Below are 23,466 nucleotides of genomic sequence, written 5' to 3'. Positions count from 1 at the left end.
ATTGTTTCACTCCCTTAAAGTGTGATTTTTCGGTTCATGCATAAGCTATCTATGGAGGAATACAGCTAACTATAAGGATGATTTTCCTCCACTACGTTGTGGAAAATCTTTAATTAGCGGCAGCCAGCCTAAATACGTAGGCATGATTAGGATTTATATATAAGAATATATAACTTTAATTGTTGGATAAATAAGAACTTGTAGATAAGTAATAGGTAATAGATAAGAAGTAAGAGCTCTTACCTGGTCTACCCTACAAATTTAAGATTTATATAAATCAATGCCTCACGGCAAAATATATTAGGCCTTATTTAGTGTTTTATTTTGACAAGCAATTATTTATCAGTCAGAAGTTTAACTCTTAAAAGTTTTTTTGGCGTGAGCCTGTTGATTTATAATGAATGATCCGCATATAGGTTAAGAAACATAAATATGTATTATAACAACAAATTCTAACATCTAGAAACTAGAACCTAGTACTAAAAAACATTTGATGACTAAGGACTAAACGAAAGGCTCCGCCTAAAAAAATATTATGAGCGCTTTCTCATTTATAAATTAAAGATTTTCAGTAGCGCAGCGGAGGAAAATCATCATTTAGTAGGCCGTCTCCCTCAGAAACAATGTATGCATGAACTGAAAAATCTGTCTTTAAGGTAACAATAAATATATTTTCTTAGACTATTGAGCTAGCCTTAGAAATTCTTTGTTTTCAAATTTTAATACTCGTTAAGAAGCTTTCATGTTTGAGCGCCGTAAGAAGCGAGTTTGAAAGCTTTAGGGTATTGGAATTTGAAAACATTAGAATTTCTTGGCGTATTGCGAGCAGTCTAAAAAATATATTTATTGTGAACTTAAAGACAGATTTTTCTTATGACACTTACTTCACAATATATTTTTTTAGTATTGTTAAAGCATTTCAATAAATGCTGATATCCTGGTTTTAAGTTGTCCGATATCAGATTGAGAATAATCTGTTTCTATATTTGTATAAGGGATGTCTTTTTCTTTTGTTACAAAATCTTTTATACGCTTAGTTTCTACGTTGTAAGTATGACATGCCTGTAAAATCATGTCTACCACCCCATCTATTTTATACTCATCTATTAAATTAGAAAGCAAATCTATTCTGTTGTCATTAGGGGCTATGCAGGAACAACCTATATTTAGATATCTTTCTGCTAAAGCATCATATACATCTTTTTCCTCATCTACAAGAGAGTATTTTGATTTTATGCCACTGCAGTTTTCAAAGCAAACCACAACTCCGCCACTTTCTTCAATTATTTTTATTATTTTTTCTGTAGCTCCACCCATAGGACATCCTGTTATAAGTATTCTAGGAGCTTTCTCTGATACTTTTCTGTCTCCCTTATTGTATTTATTTTTAATTTCTTCTATTAAAGCTTTTATGTCATTGTTTTGCTTATGTTTGTCCGTGCTAAAATCTGTTCCATATAGCACTTGTAGCATTTCAAGTCCAGTCATAGGTGGTGGACAAAGTTTTCCTAATTCGTAGAACTCTCGTAGAATTTTTCTTTCTTCATTTTTTAGTTTTATACTTTCTTTAATTCTTTCCTCAGGAATTTCTAAATTAAATTGATTTTCTAAGGCCTTTTTTAGGGCTACCATTTCTCCACGCCAAAGCTCCATAGATCTTTCATGATCTAAAGTTTGAGGAAGCTGCATTACGTGCATAGGCTTTATTTTACTTAAGTATTCATACATTTTCTTTTTGCCATCGCAAGTAGTTTCGCCAACTATGATATCCGAAAAATAAAAGTAAGGACATTTTTGTGTTATGGCAAAACCATAACTAGATTTTATTAAAGGACATAAATTCCTAGGTAAATCTCTTTCTGCATCAGAAACAGGTTCTTCACTCATTCCACAAAGAGAAATAGGAATGGCATCTGCAGCCATCATAATTTCACAAGGAGTAAAAGCACAAAAGGTGCCTACTATTTTTTTGCCTTCTTCTTTCAAGTTCTTAATCTTTATAAACCCTTCTCTTCTTGCTTCGCTAAATTCATTAAACATTTCAGGTAAATCGTTCATATATATGTACACTCCTTTCTTTAATAATTGTATTTGATTTTTTGAATTTAAGTTATCAATATATACAAAATCTATAAATGTAATAAAATATATTGCTTTTTTAAATATTGTTTTCAAAAGTGTATAACGCTAATAAAAATTTTATTTATTTGCTATTTCTTTTCATGTACCTAAATGAAAAAAATGATATTATTTCATAGAAATAAAGAAAGAAAGACTAAATAAATTAAAAAAACTAAGAATTTTATTTTTTTACTTGAAATTTCTTTTCTAAAGGTGTAGAATTAATAAGAACAAATTTATAGATGAAGATTAAGAAATTAGTTCCTATTTAGTATTTAATGGATATGTTTTCTATAATATTAAATTGACTCAGTTTCTCCATATGGCATTAATTCAGTATTAAGGTTATATGTGAAACACCCTTTATCTATAAAATTATTTAATTTATTTAAGGAATATGGAGGAATTTAAAATGAAAAAAGGTACAGTAAAATGGTTTAACAAAGAAAAAGGATTCGGATTTTTATCTGTAGAAGGAGAAAATGACGTATTTGTACATTTCTCAGCTATCCAAGGAGACGGATTCAAATCTTTAGAAGAAGGTCAAGAAGTTGAATTCGAAGTAGTTGAAGGACAAAAAGGACCTCAAGCTTCTAACGTAGTTAAACTATAGTAGATAGCAAATTAACGATAAGTTGATATATAAGGCGATATGATTTTAATCATATCGCTTTTTATATTTGTCTATAAATAAAGTCACCTGATATTCAGGTGGCTTTATTTATTATACGCTAAAGTACAGTTACTTACTTGTGAGTGAATCCTATAGAGTTATAGGATAGTTGTGCTAGCTTGTTACTGTAAGACAAGGGTGTTTACCGTAAAGTGGAATCATAAGAAAAATAATTATTTTCCTCCTACTGGATATTTAAATATATTTTATTATATGAAATATTCATTAAAGATTTATTATTCTTTACAAAAAAATGTTTTTCTGCCAAAATAGATATAAAGACTAGAGAAAAAAAGGGGGGCTAAGTTTGAAATTTCATTTTGAAAAACAGTTTATATTAGTTTTATTGCCTGTGCTATTGATATTTTTTTGGTATACAGGTAGAAAATTAGAAATGAATGGAATGAAAAAGAAACTATTGTTTTTAGTTAGAAGTTTGCTTATTATAGTTCTAGTTTTTTCTTTGAGTGGATTAAGCTTAGTGTGGAAGGCTAAAGATACAAGTACTATATTTTTAGTTGATTCTTCAGATAGTACTAGCAATAACAAAGAAAAAATAGAGGATTTCATAAAAGAGTCCATAGAAAATAAAGATAGAGATGATTTAATAGGTATAATGACTTTTGGACAAAATGCTATTATAGAAAATTTCGTTTCTAAAAAAACTATTTTTTCAGGAATTCAAACGGAGCCAATAAAAAGTTATACTAATATAGAAAATGCTGTAGTAAATGCTCTTTTAAATATTGGAGAAGGAAATAAAAAAAGAATTGTTCTTATAACCGATGGAAAAGAAAATCAAGGTAAAAGCTCTAAATTAATATCTACATTAAAAGAGCAAAAGGTGGATTTTAAGGTTTATAAAATAGGAAATGATGAAAAAAAGGATGTGGCAATACATAAGGTTGAAGTGCCAGAAAGCGTTAGAGTTGGAGAAGAATTTAATGTTGTAGTTAATATAAAAAGTAATATAAATACCAATTGCCAAGTTAATTTCTTTAGTGATAATGCTAAAAAAGGTGAATCTACAGTTAAGATAACCAAAGGTGACAATAGATTTATTTTTAAGGATAAAGCTGAGGAAGGAGGCTTTAAAACTTATAAAGTAGTCATAGAGCCAGAAGGTGATCAGGAGTTAAGAAATAATGAAGCAGCGGCTTTCACTAATATAAGGGATAAGGCTAAAGTTTTAGTAATTGAAGATGATAAAAAAGATTCGGGGGAAATGATTAATATATTAAAAGCATCTAATGTGGATTTTAAATTGGTAAAAGCAGGAGCAGAACCTTCGGATATAAAAACTCTTTCTAGATATAAAAGTGTAATAACTTGCAATGTATCCTCTGAAAATTTAAGCAGTGGTTTTTTAAGTTCATTGAACACATATGTAAGGGATTTAGGTGGCGGTGTTATAGCAGTAGGAGGGGATAATTCCTTTGCTCTAGGTGGATATGCTAAAACTCCACTAGAGGATGTTTTACCGGTATATATGGATATGAGGGGAAAAAAGGAAATACCCTCCATAGCTATGATACTTGTAATAGACAGATCTGGCAGCATGAGTGGGGAAAAAATGGAACTTGCTAAGGAAGCTGCGGCTAGAACTTCGGAATTTTTAAGGGACAAAGATGAAATTGGAGTAGTTGCCTTTGATGACGCACAATACTGGGTGGTTAAAAGGCAAAATGTAAAGGATAGAAAGGCCATAAGAGAATCTATAGGAACTATAAGGTCTGGTGGGGGAACTAGTATATTACCAGCGTTATATGAGGGATACAATTCATTAAAACACAGTAAGGCTGAAATAAAACATATGATTTTGTTAACTGATGGTCAAGCTGAGAGAGAAGGATATGATACTTTAATAGGAGATTTTAAAAATAAAAATATAACTGTATCTACAGTAGCTGTAGGTTCAGATTCTGATAGAATATTACTAGAAAGTATAGCAAAAGGTGCAAAAGGAAGATTTTATTATACAGATAATTCAGGCAGTATACCAAGAATATTTGCAAAAGAAACCTTTATGGCTGCTAGGAACTATTTGAATAATAAGAAATTTACTCCTGTAGTTCAATTTCCTCATACTGTAATTTCAGGAGTATACGAGAATGGTCTTCCAGATCTTTTAGGGTATATAGGAGCCACACCTAAAAAAGCTTCCAAAGTAGTACTTAAGACACCTGAGGATGACCCCATACTTACAATATGGCAATATGGACTAGGTAAGACTGTAGCTTGGAATTCAGATATGAATGGAAAATGGAGTAAAGAGTATATTTCATGGGATAAAAACTTAAAGCTTTGGCAGAACTTAGTGAATTGGAGTATAGAAAATTATAACAGTGAGTTTTTACAGCTAAGCACTAATGTAGACGGGCAGAAGGGTATTATAGAAGTTCAGGGAGAAAACCTAAATTCATCTTCTGTGGTTGAAGCTCAAATAATAACACCATCTATGAAAAATAAAAAAGTAAAATTATATCCAAAAGAAATAAATAAATTTTCTGGTGAATTTACAGTGGATGAAAAGGGTGTATACATTGTAAAAGTTAAAGATATAAAGAATGGGCAAATAGTAAATTCATCAATGGGAGGAATGAGTATAGATTATTCTCCAGAATACAGAATTGATGAGGAAAAAAGTTCTTTAGAGGAGCTGGTTAAAGAGGCAGAAGGAAGATATATAAAAAGTCCTAAAGAAGTTTTTCAAGGTAAATTAGATGATATATATACAAAGAGGGAACTTTCAAATTTTTTTATTGCCTTAGCCATAATACTATTTGTATTAGATATAGCCATAAGAAAATTAGAATTTCCTTATGAAAAATTAGAAAATAAAGTTAATGACATTTTATCTTGTGTAAGTTTATTCTTAAAACTTAATAAAAAAATAGCTCAAGAAAAAAACAATGGAGAAAGGGTAAAAGAAAGATTCAGTGAAAAAACTAAGGAAGAAAAGCTAGGAGAAGATTCTATTGAAGAAACTAAAGAAATATTAATAGATAAAAATAATACTTCTACAGAGAAAGAAAATAATAGATTATCAAAGGAAGACATTGAAGAAAAGGAGTCGTTAAATACATCAGAACTTTTAAAAATTAAAAAAAATAAGTATAAATTATAGTGGGATTTTTAGTGAAGATTAAAGAAATAAAGAATAAACAATCGGCAGGTTCTGCTGATAAAGTATGACGCAAAATAGACTAGAATACTGACTTGTTATTTATTTGAATGCGCTTAAGAATGTTAAGAATTGAGAATGGATAGTTAATAGCCTATAGGTTACAAACTATCCATTCTTAATTTTAAACTGACAAAAGGTTACAAATACTGGTTAACACTTTTCTCATTTACTGTATTAAACATATGCTCTGTGATGATATGCCTTCTTGGCGTCCAGTGAACCCAAGGCCCTCTTCTGTGGTAGCTTTTACATTTATTTGATCTATGGATATTTCTAGAGCATTGGAGATATTTATTCTCATAGATTCTATATGAGGAGCCATTTTAGGCTTCTGAGCTATTATAGTAGCATCTATATTTAATATGGTGTATCCTTTATGTTTTATAAGTTCACCAACTTTTTGTAGCAATAATATACTTGATATATCTTTAAAAGATTTATCAGTATCTGGAAAATGTTTTCCTATATCACCTAGTGCAGCAGCACCAAGCAAACTATCCATTATGGCGTGAAGTAGTACATCTGCGTCAGAGTGACCTAGTAAACCTTTTTCGTGAGGAATTTCCACCCCCCCCAATATAAGTTTTCTATTTTCAACTAGTTTATGCACATCATAACCTATACCTATTCTCATAATTATATAAAAGGGAAGAAGTCCCTTTTCCTCCTCTCTTGGAAAAAAGTAATATTTAACTATTATATTTTAGCATAAATAATAATGTAAACAAGAGTTGTATAGATATATGCAAAAAAATATAAACTCCCTTAACAGGGAGCAAGTGTTAATTTGAAAAAAGGAGATTAGCTGTTAATTTATATTTGTTATTTTTTTAGGGTAAGTATAATCACCTTTTTTATTGAACAACTTATCGAAATGTTTTTTTAAATTTCTAAAAAAGAAAAGTATGCGTTTTTTTCTTTTATAACGATTCTTATTCTTAAAATTTACAAAGATAACATTATTGTTTTGCATAAGCAACCCAACCTTTCATAGATAAATACCCCTTTTATATATTATAGCACATAATTATTGAAATATTAAGAAAATTTCAACTAATTTTTATTGAAATTTACATATAATTAAATGTAATGTAGAGTAAGTTGTAAGTAGATAATATAAAGGTTTTAATTTATTAACATGAAATTAACAACTTATCCACAAGACAAATGTGGATAATGTTAATAACTTTATGAATTTAAGCCTTTATATTAATTTTATGTATTTAAATGAAGAGTAATTAATAACAATTTATCAACATATATATAGTTTAGAACTGTGGATAAAGAAAGTTAGAAATTGTAATCAAGGAGCGTAGCTGCCGTTAATTTCTACTTTGATAAAAGATGCGAGACAGCTATGGGATATAAATAAAGTCATTAGTTTTAAATCTTTAAGTGTAATTTAATATGTTATAATATATTATATGCTTGTCTAAAAATAAATACATAAATACTAGGAGTAAATATTATGAAATTTAAAAATAAAAGTTTTGTATTTAAAACAACAGTAGTCATTTTACTGTTTATTCTATTTTTAAACGGAAGAATCGCGGAACCTTTTTTAAAAATAATAGGTAAGACAAGTAGAAGAAAGGGGGATGAAGCTTGTAAGTATTCAATACCTATATTAATGTATCATTCAATATCTGATAATAAAAATGGATTTTTTAAAGTAGACAAGAATAAATTTAGAAAACAAATGCAATACATAAAAGATAATGGTTATGAAACTTTAACATTGGATCAAGTGTACTATTATATTTCTAAAGATAAACAGTTTCCAGATAAGGCAGTAGTTATAACTTTTGATGATGGTTATAAGGACAATTACACTAATGCATACCCTATATTAAAGGAATTAGATTTAAAGGCTACTATATTTGTTGTGGCTGATTATATAACTGAAGGTAGTAGTACAATTTATTCTAGTTTGAAGGAACTTAGAGAGATGCGGGAAAATGGAATAGATATTCAATCTCATACATCTAAACATAGAAAGCTAGACAAGCTATCTTACGATGAACAATTGCAGGATTTAAGTTTATCTAAGGCAAAGATAGAAAAACTTATTAATAGTAATGTAAAATTTTTAACTTATCCTTATGGAAGATATAATAATGATACAATAAAGATAGCTAAAAAGTGTGGATATGAAATGGCTGTTACTACCCATATGGGTTATTGTAATATAGATAATGAAAGTTTTAAAGTCAGAAGGATTTGTGTCCCAGGTTTTACTAGTATGAATATTTTTAAGAGAATGATATATTAAAATTCATAAGATAAGAATATTGTGAAGCAAGTGCCGTAAGAAAAATCACACTTTAAGTCCGTGAAATAATTGTAATTTGGGACTAATCACAATACGCTAAGAACTTCTACATGTTTGCAGATTTCAATTCCCTAAAACCTTAACTCGCTCCTTGCGTCCCTCAAACAAGAAGGTTTCTTAACGGGAATTGAAATCTGCAAACATAAGAAGTTCTAAAGCTAGTTCCATAGTCCCCAATTCCAATTTTTTCACTCCCTTAAAGTGTGATTTTTCGGTTCATGCATAAGCTATCTATGGGGAAATACAGCTAACTAAAGGATGATTTTCCTCCACTACGTTACGGAAAATCTTTAATTTATAAAAAAGAAAGCACTCAGAATATTTTTTAGGCGTAGCCATTCGGTTACTTTTCAATCCTAGTTACTAGCCAATAAACAATTATTAAAATAAAATATTGGATAAAATTTATAAGGACATCATGAAACAAGTTGCTAAAAGCAGTATTCCAATACGACCTGATAGACAAAATGTACGTGTCAAAATAATTACAAGAGGAAAGTATAGAAAAAAATAAAAAACGTAGCTTATAAATCCTAAAATCAGGACTATATTTTTGATGTTGACACTATAAAAATCTTTTCAGATTTGTAGTGTCTATTTCTTGTGCAAAAAAATACAAATAACTAGCTTTACATTTATAAATTATTAATGTCATAATTAATTATCCATATTATTGAATATTAAATTGATGACATTGGGCTATCGCCAATAAAAGATTGTTAAGCCCTTAAAGAAAAGCTATAACTATTCTATTTAATGAAATTGTTATAGCTTTTTTTGCTATTCCATTTATTTAATTAAAGATTTTCCGTAACATAGTGGAGGAAAATCTTCCTTTAGTAGGCTTTCTCCCCCCATAAGTAATGTACGTATGAACCGAAAAATCTGTCTTTAAGGTAACAATAAATATATTTTTTTAGACTATTGAGCTAGCTTTAGAAATTCTTTGTTTTCAAATTTCAATATCCGTTAAGAAGCTTTCATGTTTGAGCGCCGTTAGAAGCGAGTTTGAAAGCTTTAGGGGATTGAAATTTGAAAACATTAGAATTCCTTGGCGTATTGCGAACAGTCTAATAAAATATATTTATTGTGGACTTAAAGACAGATTTTTCTTATGGCACTTGCTTCACAATATATTCTAGTTAGGGATTATGAAATAAAAGTTAGTGCCTTCATTTTCTTTACTTTCAACACCATACTTAAAGTTATGATGATCTAGTATTTCTTTGCATATGGGTAGTCCTAAGCCTATGCCGCCGCTTTTAGAATCTTTATAATATCTATACCAAATATCATTTATTATATTTTGAGGTATGCCAATGCCATGATCCTTTACGGAAACTTTAACACCTTCGATTATTTTTACAGAAGAAATTTCTATTACTGAATTTTTATTTGAAAACTTAATGGCGTTGTTTATAAAATTATACATTACTCGATACATATATTTTTCATCCATTAATACTTCTATAGGATAAGAAGTTAAAATAAGGTTTATGTTTTTTTCTTTACTTATAGCTGCAAAACTTTCTATGCATTGTTTTAAGAAAATGCTAATATCTATTTTATTTAAGGTTAATTTAAGTTTGCCTTCTTGGAGCTTAGATATTTCTAATAAATCTATTACCATAGCATTTAATTTATCTACTTCATTTATGATTTCTTTTGAATAGATGGCAGTTTCATCTTCTGAGAGTATTCCGTCAGAAATAGCCTCACTATAATTTCTTATTATGCTCAGAGGCGTTCTAAAATCATGTGAAATATTTGCTATAAACTTTTTTTGAAAGGAGTGCTTTTCTTTTAGGCTATTAGACATATTACTAATACTAGAATATAAGTCTTCTATTTCATCACCAGTATTTATGGTTTCCATTATTTCAAAATTACCTTTTGAAATTTCATTAGAGGTATTTTTCAATTGCAGTATGGGTTCTGTGAATTTTCTTCCCAAGAAATAAAAAATTGGTATGGAAATTATAATAGCTATAATAAATACTGAAATAAGTACTATATATATTATTTTTAAAAATTCTGCATAAGGTGCAGCGTTTTGAAATGTTATTATATGGCCTAGGGGTGTTTCTAATTTATACATTAAAAAAGATTCACCATTTTTGGTATTAAGTATGCCTTCCTCATGGAGAGTTTTAATATCTATGGATTTAATCATATTTACTACACCCATTTTAGATTTAGTAAGGGGAACAATTGAAGAGTTAGTAATTAGAACAGCATTATTTTGAAGCTCTTCAATAGGAGTATTGTTTTTTAAACTTTCATATATTTCTTCTCCGCTGGCCTTTAAGCTTTTGTATTGTTGTTTTCTATAGAGTTTTGATATAAAAGAGCTACTGATCAAAAAGCATATAAATATTACTAAGGTTATAGTAAACAAAAAATATTTTATTAATTTTTTAGTTATTTTACTATTTTTCATTTTTCATAATAGAAACTAAAATATTTCTATATATTCTCCTTTCATAAAATATGATTATAAACTATAAATCTAATTTATAACCTACACCCCAAACGGTTTTTAATTTTTCATCACAAAATATTAATTTTTCTCTTAATTTTTTAACGTGTGTATCTACAGTTCTTGTATCACCCATAAAATCATATCCCCATACTTTATCTAAAAGTTGTTCTCTTTTAAATACTTGATTTGGATTATTTATTAAAAATAAGAGAAGATCAAATTCCTTAGGTGTTAAAGTTATTACTTCATTATTTTGATATACAGTTCTATTTTCTACCTCTACTAGTAAATTATCTAAAGTTATTGTGGATAAGTTTGATGAATAGTTCTTAGGAGATTTTATTCTAAGATTTACTCTAAGTACAAGTTCTCGCATACTTAGCGGTTTTACCATGTAGTCATCAGCTCCTAGCTCAAAGCCAAATATTCTATCTTCTTCTTCCCCTCTGGCAGTAGTTAATATAACTGAAGGAGGATTTTCTTTGCCTTTAGCTTTTCTCAGTAGAGACCACCCATCTTTTTTTGGCATCATTATATCTAATATTATTAAATTGTAGTTTCCCTCTTGAATTTTTATTTCTCCCTCATGTCCATCATAAGCAAAATCTACTGAATAACCTTCCTTTTGAAGATATAGTCCCATTATATCTGATAACTTTTTTTCATCTTCTATTATAAGAATTTTATTATCCATAAAAAAATCTCCTTGCTATTAATTTGAACCATGTCTAGTAGCTCTAACATACCATTTTATATAAGCTGGAGGATAAGAGCAGACACGACTTTTGATAAAAGTTCTTCTAAGTTTCAGGTATATTGTACGATATTCTTTTTAAGTAAAAGTTAGCTGAAGCTAAGAAGACGTTTATTAATCTTTGTTACTTATAATTTTAGTATTTATATTAGTATTTATCAATAAAAGTTTTATTGTATACTCAATTAGTGTAATAATTAGAGTATTATAACTATGTTAAATGCCATATGATATTTACATCTCCGCTTAATATGTGTTAAACTAGTATTGCTCATTTTGGACAATATTTCCTTTGATTTTAGATTGCATGATGAAAGTATATGTATTTTATAAGGTATATGAAAATAAATAACAAGTCAAATATACCAGCATACTTACTTATTATTTATTTGAATGTGCCTAAATTAGGAGTATTTTTTTATAACGCTTAAGTTTTCCTGAACATACTAATATAGCGGGTGGTTTTAGTTATAGACAATAAAAAAAGGATAATTAGTGGGGGCTAATTATCCTTAAAATATAATGGGGGCATTTGGTTTAAATTTTGACTTCATAGGTAGTATTGACACATTTATTTATAATTATTCATTTTAGAGGAAAAAAGTTAATAATATAGAATAATAATATGAAATGCACGTTAAAAATAATAAGCTTCAGAATTTAGCATATTAATATTAATAGATATTAATATAAAATTGTTCTGATAAATATTTAAAGTGGAGGTAAGAATTAATGAGAAGGACAGGGACACTAACTATTGCACTAGCACTTATATTTTATGGTGTATGGCTAGCTATAAGTAATGTGAACTATGACCTAGCCATGCAGATATTTAAATGGTGGCCGCTATTATTCATACTATTAGGATTAGAAGTACTGTATGTAGGGAGAAAAGAAGTCAAAGACAATAAAAGAGCAGGATTTAACTATTTAATAATACCTATAATAATACTTTTTATAGCTACAAATGGTTTTAATTATATAAGGTATGGTAGTGGAAGTATTGGTCAAAGATTTAAGGAATATTTTAAAAATGATATAGGTATAAATGTAAATAGATTTAATATGGATAAAGATAAGTATAAAAGAATTAAGGTAAATAAATCTTTAGCAGACTATGGCAAAGAATTAAAGCTTGATTTACCTAACTCTAAACTTAAGATTAAAAATTCTAAGGCAAAGGAAGTGCTTTTAGATTTAGAGGTGTATGTAGATAAGTATAAGTCTATTAAAAAGTATGACATACATGCTGATAAAGAGAGTGAAGGATATAAGGTAAACTTTCCAGAGGCATTTGTAAATGAAGTGGAAGGAACCATATATGTGCCAGAAGGCATGTATGTAAAAGTAAATGGAACTAATTTAGACATTGAAGGCGATGACTTTAACGGGGATATTGATATAGATGGCTCAAACTGTGACATAAACTTAGAGGGAGATATTAAAAGAAGTGTGATTGATATTTCTAATGGAAAGGTAAATTTACAAAATAAAAAGTGTAATAATATAAAGATAGATGCATCTAATGCAACGGTTACAGTAAAAACAGAGGATAAAAACTTTAAAACGGATATGAATATAAATAATGGAGTTTGTAAATTTAATGATGAAAAGAAAGTGAACTCAGGTGTATCCAAGGTGTTAGGAAATGGTGAGGGAATTTTAAAGATTGATATAAATAATGGAATAATAAATGTTAAGAGTGAGGAGTGATATAAGTGGAGAGAAAGAATGATTTAGTGACCTTTATATGTGCATTAATACCTGGAGTTGGGTATATGTATTTAGGTTTAATGGAAAAAGGTATTGAAGCATTAGCTATATTTTTATTAATAGAACCAGTATTTAGATTTGTAGGGATGGGATCTTTAGCAGGTATAGTAAAGGTTATATTTTGGATATATACCTTTAGTGATACCTATAAAATTGCAAGTAAAATAAATAAGGGTGAGCCTATTCAGGATGGGTTTGTGTTCAGCAAAGGATTTAAAGAAAGTGCTTTTAATATGAATAATGAAAGCTATAATAATGAAACCACAGCAGCAGTTAGAAAAAATAAATTTAATATATTAGGATGGCTGCTTATAGTATTTGGAACCATAGCTGTATTAAATAAAGCTTTTGAAGGAACAGAAGTACATTATCTAATAAAATCCGCCGTGAGTGCGTATTTTTTACCAGCTGTTTTAATAGTAATTGGTGTGTATATATTAATAAAGAAAAATTAGCAACTATTAATTCATATCTCTTTTAAATGCATTTAAATTTTCTTCATCTGAAAAAGCAAAAGATGAGGAGAATTTAAATGTTTTTTTATGTCCACAATCTTCGCATACACATTGGCAAACATCAAAAGGAAAAGAATTTATTATATTTAATCCAATGGAATCTGCAATGAAATTTCCACCACATATTTCACAAGGAGTTGAGTTTATTATTTGATATTCGCTTTCAATATACTTCATCATTTCTCTTATAGTCATAATGAACCTCCAATTCGATTTCATAGCATAATATAAACAAAGTTTTTAGTTTTAGATATTTAGATAGTGCTTTTTATTTCAATTAAAATTTAAAAATCTATATCTAAAGGCTCAGCTAACGATGGTTCTTATTTTCATAAGAAACTAGAGCTGGAGTATTACATAGATATTTGCAGGATAAATGCACAAAAATAATAATAACACTATATAGATTTACTTGCAATAAATAAGAAGAAAGAAACTTAATAATACTATAATGTGATACTCTAATGATTATATATGATGGATATATAGACATTAATTTTAAATAGTATACAATTTTTATAGTAAAGAGAAGATAGAAAGATATAGATGCATGTAAATCAATTAGAGAAGGATATATATATAAATATAATCATTGACAAATAATTAGAAAATTAATATAAATAATATATAACATTTAGTTAAAAGTATACAACATTTAGAGCGTAAAGGAATATTGTATATTACATATAAAAGTATGGGGGGACATATAAATGAAAATAAGAGTAGGTATTAACGGATTTGGAAGAATAGGAAGAACAGTGCTTAGAATTGCAGAAGAGAAATTAAGTAATGACATAGAAATAGTAGCTGTAAATGCCAGAGCTAATACAGAAACTTTAGCTCACTTATTTAAATATGATTCATGCTTTGGAAGATTTAATGGAGACGTAGAGGTAAAAGAAAATTCAATAATAATAAACGGAAGAGAAATTAAGATATTACATGAAAATGAACCAAAGGACTTACCATGGAAAGAGTTAGATGTAGATATAGTTATAGAGTCTACTGGAAAGTTTAAAACAAGAGAACAACTTAATGGACATATAGAAGCGGGTGCTAAAAAAGTTATATTAACAGCACCAGCTAAGGACGGAGCAGAAGATGTAACTATAGTAATGGGAGTTAATGAAAAATCTTATGAAAATGATTCACACCATATAATATCTAATGCTTCTTGTACAACTAACTGCTTAGCACCAGTAGCAAAAATACTTGATGAAAAGTTCGGTATTGTAAAGGGTTTAATGACAACTATACATTCATATACTAACGATCAAAGAATATTAGATAAAACTCATAAAGATTTAAGACGGGCTAGAGCAGCGTCAGAATCTATTATACCTACAACTACAGGAGCAGCAAAAGCTGTAGCAAAAGTTTTACCACAATTAAAAGGTAAATTAAATGGTTTTGCTTTGAGAGTACCAACTCCAACAGTTTCAATTACAGATTTAGTTTGTGAAATTAAGAAAAATGCAACAGCTGAGGAGATAAATGCAGCATTTAAAGAAGCTTCTCAAAAAGAATTAAAAGGAATTCTTGGTTTCTCAGACGAGCCACTTGTTTCAGTTGACTATAAAGGCGATGACAGATCTACTATAGTAGATGCTCTATCCACTATGGTGATCGGAGAGAACATGGTAAAGGTAGCAGCATGGTATGACAATGAATGGGGATATTCAGCAAGAGTAGTTGATTTAACAAACTATGTTGCAAATGAAATTAAAAAGTCAGAAGCAAAAAATGAACAAATGGCAGGATAATATTAGTCTATATTGAATTAATATAGAGAAAGAACTTTTAATTGCAACTTTTTTTATTTGAGGTTATCTTGATGCATCCCTTGTGGTGTGCCCTGTGCGTGATACGCATGGGGATTTTTTTTAGGGAAAAGAAAATAAAAATATATCGTTTTTCCACCATTCTTCCACCATTTTTCCACCGAAAATTTAAATAGGTTAGAATTAATTTATTTTTACCTATTACTTACCATATTGGATCACTTTAAAAGGTTATTTAATAATCTTTCATACAAGACAAAATATAACACAAAAAGTCGGGAATAGCCGCATCAAAAAAGATAATATATATGTACAGACAGGGGGTAATGATTATGGGATGGATTGAAGGAATCCGTGAAGCTGTAAGCTATATTGAGGAGAATATAACTGAGGAAATCGTAATAGAGGACATTGCAAAAAAAATATTTATATCTCCCTTTTATTTCCAAAAAGGTTTTGCAATGCTCTGTGGTTTTACAGTGGGAGAGTATATAAGACAACGCAGGCTTACTCTTGCCGGCAGTGAGCTTGTTTCCACTGATGAAAAAATCATTGATATTGCAATGAAATATGGCTATGCATCACCGGATAGTTTTACAAAAGCTTTTACTCGATTCCATGGTGTCACACCTACTGCTGTTCGAAAGGATGGAGCAATGATTAAATCCTTTGCTCCGCTGAAAATCAAATTTTCATTGGAAGGTGGTTATATTATGGATTACAAAATTGTTAAGAAAGATTCATTTACTGTCATGGGTGTATCAAAGGTGTTTAAATATGATAGTGCAACTACAGAAGTTCCACAGTTTTGGAGAGAGCATTATGAAGCTGGAAAGGATAAATTTGTATGCGGAATGTATGGAGTAAATATAGATGAGAGCATGGGCTTAGATAAATTTGAATATTTAATTGCAGATAATTATAATCCAGCTATAGAAATACCTGATGGTTTTGTTACAAAGATTATTCCTAAACACATGTGGGCTGTTTTTGCCTGTAAGGGCGGAATGGCGAATTCCATGCAAGATACGAACAGAAAAATATTCTCAGAATGGCTACCTAATTGCAAGGAGTATGAAATTGCAGCAGGTTACAATATTGAAATGTACACAGATCCTGCTGATTATCCTAAGGGTAATCAAGATGAGAACTACTACAGCGAAATTTGGATTCCTGTTAAGAAAAAATAATTACGTAAGAGAGCATAATTAAGAGTTCATTAGATTAAAGTTTATAGGGTTGAGATAACAGAATTATAGCTTAGTGGAGAGCATATCCTCCTTAAGCTATAACAATTAATTTAAAGTAAAAGGGTCTCATACGGAGACTCTTTTGCTTTAGATTAATATTAATAGGAAGTCATTTATATTTCAATAAACTCAAATGTATATTACTAGCAATCTATAATACTTATTAATAAATCTATACCTACCACAATATTAAAGTATTCTAATCTATACATAAATATCCTCAAAGAATCCTATGAAATTTGTTGAAGGAACCAAATATTATGCAAATTTGGAAGAGATAAATATAATAGAAATGATTAAGAGGAGTATAAGTTAAGAATTTTTTTATCTACTGCATTTTATATTAGAGTTTCTTCAAAATGGCTCTCTCAATATTTCAGTTGGTTTATATAGGTTAGACTGTGTTAATAATGTTTGAAATATGTACAGTTATAGGAAATAATGGTATTATATTTATAAAAAGTACTACTTAGCAGTATAAAAATGTAAAAGAATAAAAGAAAAAGTGAGGGTATAGTATGGAATTTGAGGAAGTAAAAATTGAAATATATGTTCCTGAAGAATATATAATAAAATTACGAGATGAGCTCAATAAAATTAATGCATGTAAAATTGGAGATTATGATAATGTTATTTCAATAACAAATGTCAGAGGCTATTGGAGGCCTTTAGAAGGTTCGGATCCATTTAATGGTCAAATAGGTAAGGTGTGCGAAGGCATGGAATGCAAGATGGAGATAAGATGTAAAAGGGAATATGTTAAGAATGCAATGAAGGTTATTAGAGAAATTCATCCCTACGAAGAGCCATTAATAAATATTATTCCAATTGTAAATGAATTATTCCAATAAAAAGTTAGATGCTTTGCAGTTTTTATATATCATGGCATATGAGAGACGCAAAACAATTTGATAAATAGTAAATTTGTACTTAGACTAATTAAAGTGTTAAACAATTGTAATTTATTGTGACTTATAGATGATAATTTTGTAGTGAGGATTATATATTGATGAAGACTATCCACAAAGTCATGCTTTGTATGCACAGGCATTTCATGAAATGCGTATTAAAGTAGGAGATTTTCCAGATTCTATGGTTGAACAGCCAAGTGAAAAAAATCGGGAAGCTTGGAATGCAGATGCAGCTAATCGTTTTACATACGAAGAAAATGATGAAATTGCTGGACATGGACATTTAGAAGGAAATGAGATTGGCAGCGTATCAATAAGAACAGATTTGCAAGGGTATGGTATAGGAAAAAAATTTGTGATGTATTTATGTAACGAAATATATAATCGCGGATATAAAGAAGTAGTGTTATGGTGTGTTATTGGAAATAATGCCAGGAAATTATATGATAGTTTAGGTTTTAGAGAGCTGTATATAGCAGAATTTGATTACAAAAACATCTAGCACCAAAAGAACATGAATATCTAATATCAAAACTAGTATTGGAATATTTGGTAAATAACGGTGAAAAAGATATAATCATTGTAGGGTTTCAAATGGATTATTGCATTGATGCTACTATAAAATGTGGACTTGAAGAATGAATTACCTATAGGATGGGTTGGAATAAATGGATTACAGTCAAAAGATAGAAGTGCCTGGCTTAAAATGATAGCAATATTTCCAGAACACTGGGGGAAAGGCTATGGAAGCAGTACAATAAAAAAAATTAAGGATATTCTTAAAGAAATGGGATATAAGAAAGTTTTTCTTTGGACAGATGAATGTAATATAAGAGCACAACTATGTTATAAGGCTAATAATTTCAAGGTAATAAGTAAAAAGAAAGATACAGTTGGAAGTATAGGAATTATTAAAGATAGACTATTAATGGAGAGCTGTTTATAAAAGGTTATAACAAAATTGTATTTTTTACTTAGAGATTTTATTATATTATGATATATGAGAGGCGTAAAACAATTTGGTAAATAGTAAATTGGAAGGGGAAATAATTTATGGAAATAGTTAAGTTTAATTTAAAAGATAAAAATGAATTATTAGAGTTAGATAAAGAATGTTTTGGAGTAAATCACTGGGATAATGAATTATGGCAAGAAATTTTAGGTGATTTAGAACATAATATTATTTATTTGGTGAAACAAAATAATGAATTAATTGCATATTTAATGATATTCAATTGGGGAAAAGAAGAAAATTATGTTAAAATTACTAATATAGGAACTAAAAGTTGTTTTAGAGGACAAAAATTAGCTCATAAATTATTTGAAATAATGATAAATGAGATGAAAAAAGAAGGAATGAAAGATTTTAGAGGAGAGACAAGAGTTACAAACTACCCAATGCAAAAAGTATTTAGTGATTTTGGTTTCAGAAATGTAGAAACTTTTAAAGGGTATTATGATAACCCTACTGAAGATGCATTGAGATATCATTTAAATATATAAAAATGTAGATAGATTCCAATTTGTAGAGCTGTTTTACAGGAAGATTTTATTTAATGGAGGAAATAAAATGATAATACAAACTGAACGCTTGGAGATTATCCCTCTAACTCCTAATCAATTAAAACTATGGATTGAAGATATTCCTGAACTTGAAAAAGAATTGGACTGTTCCTATAAGGCAGAGCCAATGGAAGGATTTTTTCTTGAAATAGTAAAGGGACAATATGAAATAACTCAAAAAGACCCTAACAATTATTTATGGCATAGCTTTTTTTTCTTAATTCGCAAGGAGGATAGAGTTGTAGTTGGTTCAGCAGATTTTAAAGATATTCCTAATAAAAATGGTGAAGTTGAGATTGGTTATGGTCTAGGTAAGGAGTTTGAGCACAACGGATATATGACAGAAGCTACAAAAGCAATGTGTGAGTGGGCATTAAAACGAAATGGTGTTACAAGTGTAATTGCTGAAACTGATTTAGAAGGTTTGGCCTCCCAAAAGATTTTAGAGCGTTGTGGATTCAGAAAATATAAACGTGGAGAAACTCTTTGGTGGAGATTATAATGGAGTACAAAAGGAAATGGATGTTATTATTTTATTAAAATATATGGCAATAAGTGTTTTAATTTTTATTATTATAATCCTTGTATTAATCAACGTATATCCTCTTTTGTTTTATAAATCTCCTGCAACAAAATTAAAAAAGGATAGATTTGATGTGATAATTATTTTAGGATTTCCTGCATTACAGAATGGGAAGCCTTCTCCGATAATGAGGGAAAGAGTTATAAAGGCAGTTGAATTATTTAATAATGGATACGCTAATAACGTTATATGTTCGGGTGGAGGAGTCTATAATAAATATATAGAAGCAGATATTATGGCTAATTTCGCAGAATCATTAGGTATTCCAAATAGTTGTTTGATTAAAGAGAATAAATCAAGAAATACATATCAAAATATTCAAAATTCAATAAAGATAATGGTAGACAAAAATTGGTCATCAGCAATGGTAGTAACTTCTCCCTGGCATTTAAGACGTTCTAACTATTTTTTATCAAAATTTAACGTTACATATAAAATGGAGAAATCTAACTATCCAAGAGAATTCTCTTATCTTTATATTATTGCTATATATATGTGGGAGAATTATATAATGACCAAAACTAAAATAAAAAGACACTAATACTATACTGTTTCGTAATTTTAGTATACTATCATATAAAGAAGTACTAGCTAGCGGTCAATGTCATCAAGCCTATAATTAATATCGATAATCTTATCCATATTACAATATTCAAGATTCTAATCCAATATAAATATTTCAAAAGAATCTATCTCCAATATTCCAGTTGGATTATATGTACTTTATTGGGTAAGTTATGTTAGTGGTGCTTAAGATATGTACATTTAGGGTAAATTACGGTACTATGCTTATGAAGAGTACCATAAGATAGTAAAGATTGGTTATATAACATTATGATAAATTATATTTTAAGGAAGTTAATAATATGAAGATTCTTGTGATAAATGGAACAGAAATAAAAGGTTGTACCTATAATATAAAAGAAAGTTTTTTAGATAATTTGCGTGATGGAAATGAAATAACAGAATTTTATTTACCAAAGGATTTACCTCATTTTTGCTGCGGATGTAAAAATTGTTTTTTTAAAGGCGAGCAGTTTTGCCCTCATGCAGAGTATGTTATGCCTATTTGGAAGGCTATTTTAAATGCTGATTTGCTTATATTTGCTTCTCCTGTTTATGCCCTAAGAACTACTTCGCAGATGAAAGCTTTACTTGATCATTTGTGTGTGCATTGGATGGTACATAGACCTGATGAACGAATGTTTAAGAAAAGAGCTGTGATTTTGACAAATGCTATAGGTATATTTAATGGTGGAGCACAAAAAGACATTTCAACAAGTCTATCTTGGCTTGGAGTCTCTCACATTAAAAAGTTAGGTATAGGATTGCTTGAGGGTGTTATTTGGGATGAACTATCCAATAAGCGCAAAAGTATTATTATGAGAAAAACCAAAAACATTGCCCGAAAATATAAAAGAATGCATCCAGCACATAAAGGAATAAAAGTAAGTGTTAAATTCGCCATAACTAAAATGATGCATCAGGCTGTTGCCAAAAAAGAAAAGATATTATCTGTTGATAATCAGCACTGGGTTGATAAAGGATGGATAAAAGTATAAACGATCATTTTTAGATTGATTGTGAGCAAATCTGTTCTGGTGAAATTTGTAAAGCTATAGTAGCATAATATTAGTCTAGGGAATGTATTTTCTTTAAAATATAAGATGATTATCCCACAATAAGGTACAATGTAGTGGAATTATGAAATTTCTCCTCCATGACTTTCATAAGAGCTAGGAACAATAAATTTAATTTAAGAAATTCTAATCTTTTAGCCATATAAAATTATCTAACGCTCACATTCAGCGTCCTGCCTCAGGTTCGCTAGCCTGGCGTCATTGCCAGGCTTACGATAATTTTATCTGTCTAAAAGAAGAATTTCTAAAATTAAATTTAAACAGTTCCTTTGCTTCTTATGCAAGTCATTCCAGAGAAATTTCATAATTCAGGTAATATAATGCTTTTGTGGGATAATCATAAGATAATATTAATATAAAGCAAAAAGGTCTTATAACGAGACCTCTTAAGTTTTTATAATAGTATATTTTTTTAGATGTTTTATGGATTAAGCTGTTAGCAATTCTTGAAATATGCACAGTTATAGGAAATAACGGTATTGTATTCATGAAGAGTTTTACATAATAGCGTTTTAGAGCGAAATATTTGCAATATGCTATATTAGCATGTATGTTTGTAAGTTTGCATATAGTAAAAAGAAATCGAGATATATTTGATGAATATGCAAAAGAAATTCTTAGTAAAACAGATACTATCTGCTTTAAATTATCTTATGTTATTTTTGGTATTTTACTTTTGCCTTGCGTAATGATTAACACAAATTCAATAATTATAGGATATGGAATAGTTGGTGGTTTGTGTATACTTACTGTATTACGCAGTGTTATATTTTGTGTGCTTGATTCAAAGGGGATGTAATAATGTCCAAATTAGTAACTAAAGTTAAAGAATACAGAGAAAATGCAGGAATGAAACAAAGCGAATTATCTGAATTAATAGGAGTAAGGCGGGAAACCATTGTTCACTTGGAAAATGGTAGATATAATCCATCACCTAAAATGGCTATGGATATTGCAAAAGTATTTAATGTATCAGTAGAAAAATTATTTGAATTTAAAGATTGATATTAAAGGGAGTATATAAAAATGAAAGATAAGATTGACTTTTTAAAAGAAAAACACACATTAGTATTGTGTATATTGATACCTGCTATTTACCTAACTATACTTAAATGTACAAACTGGATAATTCCATTTTCAACAAAGTTTAAAGGCTATGGACTACAATTAATGGCAGAATGTATTGGAATAATTTTATCATTAATAATTATGCACTTAGTAGGAAAACAATATATTCTTAAAGAAAAAGGTACAGGTATATTGAAAGGGCTTTTTGTAGGAGGATTTCTAGTTGTTATATGTTTCTTAGGAACTATTTTTACATTGATGAATGTTATAGAAAATGGAGACGCTAATAAATTATTGCCTTTATCACAAATTGCAATATTTATTGCTACTATGATTGGAATAGGGATATCTGAAGAATTTATATTTAGAGGAACTATATTGAATTTGCTCTTAGATAAGTTTAATAAGACACCAAGGGGAATTTATGCTTCAATTATTATATCTAGTGTAATATTTGGTGCTGCACATATGACAAATGTTTTTTCTGGAGTTTCTATTAAAAGTTCATTCATACAAGCAGTGGGAGCTGCAGTTCTTGGAGCATTAATTGCTACTATTTACTTAAGAACAAGAAATATATGGGTAGTGGTTATTCTTCATGCTTTTATGGATTTCAGTTCTTTGATAGGATCTGGATTATTTGGAACTAATTCAGTTATCAATCAAATAAACAGTTACAGCTACGTAAATTTTATTAGTTATATTATATATTTAATACCAATATTGGTTTTGTTAAGAAAGGAAAAGTTATTAGAAATAATAGAGAATGAAAAACTGAATGAATATCATAAGAAAAATTCTTAGACAAATACGTCTAACTATTAGTGATAAGT

22 protein-coding genes and 1 pseudogene are annotated in these 23,466 nt (G+C 29.0%); 18 read left to right on the top strand and 5 right to left on the bottom strand.

Translation table 11 applies throughout. The features are described from left to right. Positions 1-909: 909 nt before the first annotated feature. Complete coding sequence (locus tag CC89_RS17600; RefSeq protein WP_035294396.1) at positions 910-2,058, bottom strand: double-cubane-cluster-containing anaerobic reductase; 1,149 nt, start codon at positions 2,056-2,058, stop codon at positions 910-912. A 475-nt stretch (positions 2,059-2,533) separates the two neighbouring features. Between CC89_RS17600 and CC89_RS17595 the strand changes: the two genes are divergently transcribed. Beyond that, complete coding sequence (locus CC89_RS17595) at positions 2,534-2,734, top strand: cold-shock protein (protein ID WP_035294394.1); 201 nt, start codon at positions 2,534-2,536, stop codon at positions 2,732-2,734. Between the two features lie 367 nt (positions 2,735-3,101). Further along, the gene (locus CC89_RS17590) at positions 3,102-5,921 is read left to right on the top strand and encodes a VWA domain-containing protein (RefSeq protein WP_035294392.1); all 2,820 of its coding nucleotides are present in this window, start codon (positions 3,102-3,104) and stop codon (positions 5,919-5,921) included. A 226-nt stretch (positions 5,922-6,147) separates the two neighbouring features. On the opposite strand, the gene ispF is transcribed toward CC89_RS17590, so the two are convergent. Beyond that, a complete protein-coding gene (ispF, locus tag CC89_RS17585; RefSeq protein ID WP_035294391.1) occupies positions 6,148-6,615 on the bottom strand; it encodes a 2-C-methyl-D-erythritol 2,4-cyclodiphosphate synthase in 468 nt (155 codons plus the stop codon). An 834-nt stretch (positions 6,616-7,449) separates the two neighbouring features. Between ispF and CC89_RS17580 the strand changes: the two genes are divergently transcribed. Next, positions 7,450-8,253, top strand: coding sequence for a polysaccharide deacetylase family protein (locus CC89_RS17580; RefSeq protein WP_051931963.1), 804 nt, complete (start codon positions 7,450-7,452; stop codon positions 8,251-8,253). Between the two features lie 1,198 nt (positions 8,254-9,451). On the opposite strand, the gene CC89_RS17575 is transcribed toward CC89_RS17580, so the two are convergent. Both CC89_RS17575 and CC89_RS17570 read right to left on the bottom strand, forming a co-directional pair. Further along, positions 9,452-10,753, bottom strand: coding sequence for a sensor histidine kinase (locus CC89_RS17575; RefSeq protein ID WP_035294389.1), 1,302 nt, complete (start codon positions 10,751-10,753; stop codon positions 9,452-9,454). 61 nt (positions 10,754-10,814) lie between these two features. After that, entirely contained in the window at positions 10,815-11,489 is a 675-nt protein-coding gene (locus tag CC89_RS17570; RefSeq protein WP_035294387.1) for a response regulator transcription factor, read from the bottom strand. A 792-nt stretch (positions 11,490-12,281) separates the two neighbouring features. On the opposite strand from CC89_RS17570, the gene CC89_RS19675 reads away from it, so the two are divergent. Then, the gene (locus CC89_RS19675; protein ID WP_051931961.1) at positions 12,282-13,262 is read left to right on the top strand and encodes a LiaI-LiaF-like domain-containing protein; all 981 of its coding nucleotides are present in this window, start codon (positions 12,282-12,284) and stop codon (positions 13,260-13,262) included. A 5-nt stretch (positions 13,263-13,267) separates the two neighbouring features. Then, positions 13,268-13,777, top strand: a complete 510-nt coding sequence (locus CC89_RS17560) for a hypothetical protein (protein WP_035294386.1) — start codon at positions 13,268-13,270, stop codon at positions 13,775-13,777. A gap of 6 nt (positions 13,778-13,783) precedes the next feature. Here the strand turns inward: CC89_RS17560 and CC89_RS17555 are convergent, their stop codons facing one another. After that, on the bottom strand, positions 13,784-14,032 hold the full coding sequence (locus CC89_RS17555; RefSeq protein WP_035294384.1) for a hypothetical protein: 249 nt from the start codon (positions 14,030-14,032) through the stop codon (positions 13,784-13,786). Between the two features lie 515 nt (positions 14,033-14,547). On the opposite strand from CC89_RS17555, the gene gap reads away from it, so the two are divergent. From gap to CC89_RS17495, 13 genes and pseudogenes are all read left to right on the top strand, one after another. Next, positions 14,548-15,600 (top strand): type I glyceraldehyde-3-phosphate dehydrogenase, encoded by a 1,053-nt coding sequence (gap, locus tag CC89_RS17550; protein WP_035294382.1) that lies wholly within the window; start codon positions 14,548-14,550, stop codon positions 15,598-15,600. A 350-nt stretch (positions 15,601-15,950) separates the two neighbouring features. Then, positions 15,951-16,808, top strand: coding sequence for an AraC family transcriptional regulator (locus tag CC89_RS17545; RefSeq protein ID WP_035294380.1), 858 nt, complete (start codon positions 15,951-15,953; stop codon positions 16,806-16,808). 578 nt (positions 16,809-17,386) lie between these two features. Further along, positions 17,387-17,719, top strand: a complete 333-nt coding sequence (cutA, locus tag CC89_RS17540; protein WP_035294378.1) for a divalent cation tolerance protein CutA — start codon at positions 17,387-17,389, stop codon at positions 17,717-17,719. 208 nt (positions 17,720-17,927) lie between these two features. Continuing rightward, positions 17,928-18,281 (top strand): GNAT family N-acetyltransferase, encoded by a 354-nt coding sequence (locus CC89_RS17535; RefSeq protein WP_081897117.1) that lies wholly within the window; start codon positions 17,928-17,930, stop codon positions 18,279-18,281. Between the two features lie 35 nt (positions 18,282-18,316). Continuing rightward, positions 18,317-18,415 (top strand): annotated as a pseudogene (locus tag CC89_RS20140) (cysteine hydrolase); the annotation flags it as partial. Next, the gene (locus CC89_RS17530; RefSeq protein ID WP_081897107.1) at positions 18,405-18,725 is read left to right on the top strand and encodes a GNAT family N-acetyltransferase; all 321 of its coding nucleotides are present in this window, start codon (positions 18,405-18,407) and stop codon (positions 18,723-18,725) included. The pseudogene CC89_RS20140 and the gene CC89_RS17530, both read left to right, overlap by 11 nt. A 107-nt stretch (positions 18,726-18,832) precedes the next feature. Further along, a complete protein-coding gene (locus tag CC89_RS19670; protein WP_051931957.1) occupies positions 18,833-19,282 on the top strand; it encodes a GNAT family N-acetyltransferase in 450 nt (149 codons plus the stop codon). Between the two features lie 67 nt (positions 19,283-19,349). Beyond that, positions 19,350-19,844: a GNAT family N-acetyltransferase gene (locus tag CC89_RS17520; protein ID WP_035294373.1), complete on the top strand. Its 495-nt coding sequence runs from the start codon at positions 19,350-19,352 to the stop codon at positions 19,842-19,844. Next, entirely contained in the window at positions 19,795-20,466 is a 672-nt protein-coding gene (locus tag CC89_RS21470; RefSeq protein ID WP_502685635.1) for a YdcF family protein, read from the top strand. Before CC89_RS17520 ends, CC89_RS21470 begins: the two co-directional genes overlap by 50 nt. A gap of 325 nt (positions 20,467-20,791) precedes the next feature. Continuing rightward, positions 20,792-21,487, top strand: a complete 696-nt coding sequence (locus tag CC89_RS17510; protein WP_035294370.1) for a flavodoxin family protein — start codon at positions 20,792-20,794, stop codon at positions 21,485-21,487. Positions 21,488-22,091: 604 nt separating this feature from the next. Then, positions 22,092-22,364 (top strand): hypothetical protein, encoded by a 273-nt coding sequence (locus CC89_RS17505; RefSeq protein WP_286161389.1) that lies wholly within the window; start codon positions 22,092-22,094, stop codon positions 22,362-22,364. A 2-nt stretch (positions 22,365-22,366) separates the two neighbouring features. Continuing rightward, positions 22,367-22,570, top strand: coding sequence for a helix-turn-helix transcriptional regulator (locus CC89_RS17500; RefSeq protein ID WP_035294368.1), 204 nt, complete (start codon positions 22,367-22,369; stop codon positions 22,568-22,570). A gap of 21 nt (positions 22,571-22,591) precedes the next feature. After that, the gene (locus CC89_RS17495) at positions 22,592-23,437 is read left to right on the top strand and encodes a CPBP family intramembrane glutamic endopeptidase (protein ID WP_035294366.1); all 846 of its coding nucleotides are present in this window, start codon (positions 22,592-22,594) and stop codon (positions 23,435-23,437) included. The last annotated feature ends 29 nt before the right edge of the window (positions 23,438-23,466 follow it).

This window comes from Clostridium sp. KNHs214 (assembly GCF_000744935.1).
GTDB lineage: Bacteria > Bacillota > Clostridia > Clostridiales > Clostridiaceae > Haloimpatiens.
The sequence above is the reverse complement of the archived record's forward strand: the minus strand, read 5'-3'. Positions and strand labels throughout refer to the sequence as shown.

Excerpts from the sequence above, each read along its gene's own strand:
- CC89_RS17600 (WP_035294396.1), bottom strand. The coding sequence starts at position 2,058 with ATGAACGATTTACCTGAAATGTTTAATGAATTTAGCGAAGCAAGAAGA.
- CC89_RS17595 (WP_035294394.1), top strand. The coding sequence starts at position 2,534 with ATGAAAAAAGGTACAGTAAAATGGTTTAACAAAGAAAAAGGATTCGGA.
- ispF (WP_035294391.1), bottom strand. The coding sequence starts at position 6,615 with ATGAGAATAGGTATAGGTTATGATGTGCATAAACTAGTTGAAAATAGA.
- CC89_RS17580 (WP_051931963.1), top strand. The coding sequence starts at position 7,450 with ATGAAATTTAAAAATAAAAGTTTTGTATTTAAAACAACAGTAGTCATT.
- CC89_RS17575 (WP_035294389.1), bottom strand. The coding sequence starts at position 10,753 with ATGAAAAATAGTAAAATAACTAAAAAATTAATAAAATATTTTTTGTTT.
- CC89_RS17570 (WP_035294387.1), bottom strand. The coding sequence starts at position 11,489 with ATGGATAATAAAATTCTTATAATAGAAGATGAAAAAAAGTTATCAGAT.
- CC89_RS19675 (WP_051931961.1), top strand. The coding sequence starts at position 12,282 with ATGAGAAGGACAGGGACACTAACTATTGCACTAGCACTTATATTTTAT.
- CC89_RS17555 (WP_035294384.1), bottom strand. The coding sequence starts at position 14,032 with ATGACTATAAGAGAAATGATGAAGTATATTGAAAGCGAATATCAAATA.
- gap (WP_035294382.1), top strand. The coding sequence starts at position 14,548 with ATGAAAATAAGAGTAGGTATTAACGGATTTGGAAGAATAGGAAGAACA.
- CC89_RS17545 (WP_035294380.1), top strand. The coding sequence starts at position 15,951 with ATGGGATGGATTGAAGGAATCCGTGAAGCTGTAAGCTATATTGAGGAG.
- cutA (WP_035294378.1), top strand. The coding sequence starts at position 17,387 with ATGGAATTTGAGGAAGTAAAAATTGAAATATATGTTCCTGAAGAATAT.
- CC89_RS17535 (WP_081897117.1), top strand. The coding sequence starts at position 17,928 with ATGCGTATTAAAGTAGGAGATTTTCCAGATTCTATGGTTGAACAGCCA.
- CC89_RS19670 (WP_051931957.1), top strand. The coding sequence starts at position 18,833 with ATGGAAATAGTTAAGTTTAATTTAAAAGATAAAAATGAATTATTAGAG.
- CC89_RS17520 (WP_035294373.1), top strand. The coding sequence starts at position 19,350 with ATGATAATACAAACTGAACGCTTGGAGATTATCCCTCTAACTCCTAAT.
- CC89_RS17510 (WP_035294370.1), top strand. The coding sequence starts at position 20,792 with ATGAAGATTCTTGTGATAAATGGAACAGAAATAAAAGGTTGTACCTAT.
- CC89_RS17500 (WP_035294368.1), top strand. The coding sequence starts at position 22,367 with ATGTCCAAATTAGTAACTAAAGTTAAAGAATACAGAGAAAATGCAGGA.
- CC89_RS17495 (WP_035294366.1), top strand. The coding sequence starts at position 22,592 with ATGAAAGATAAGATTGACTTTTTAAAAGAAAAACACACATTAGTATTG.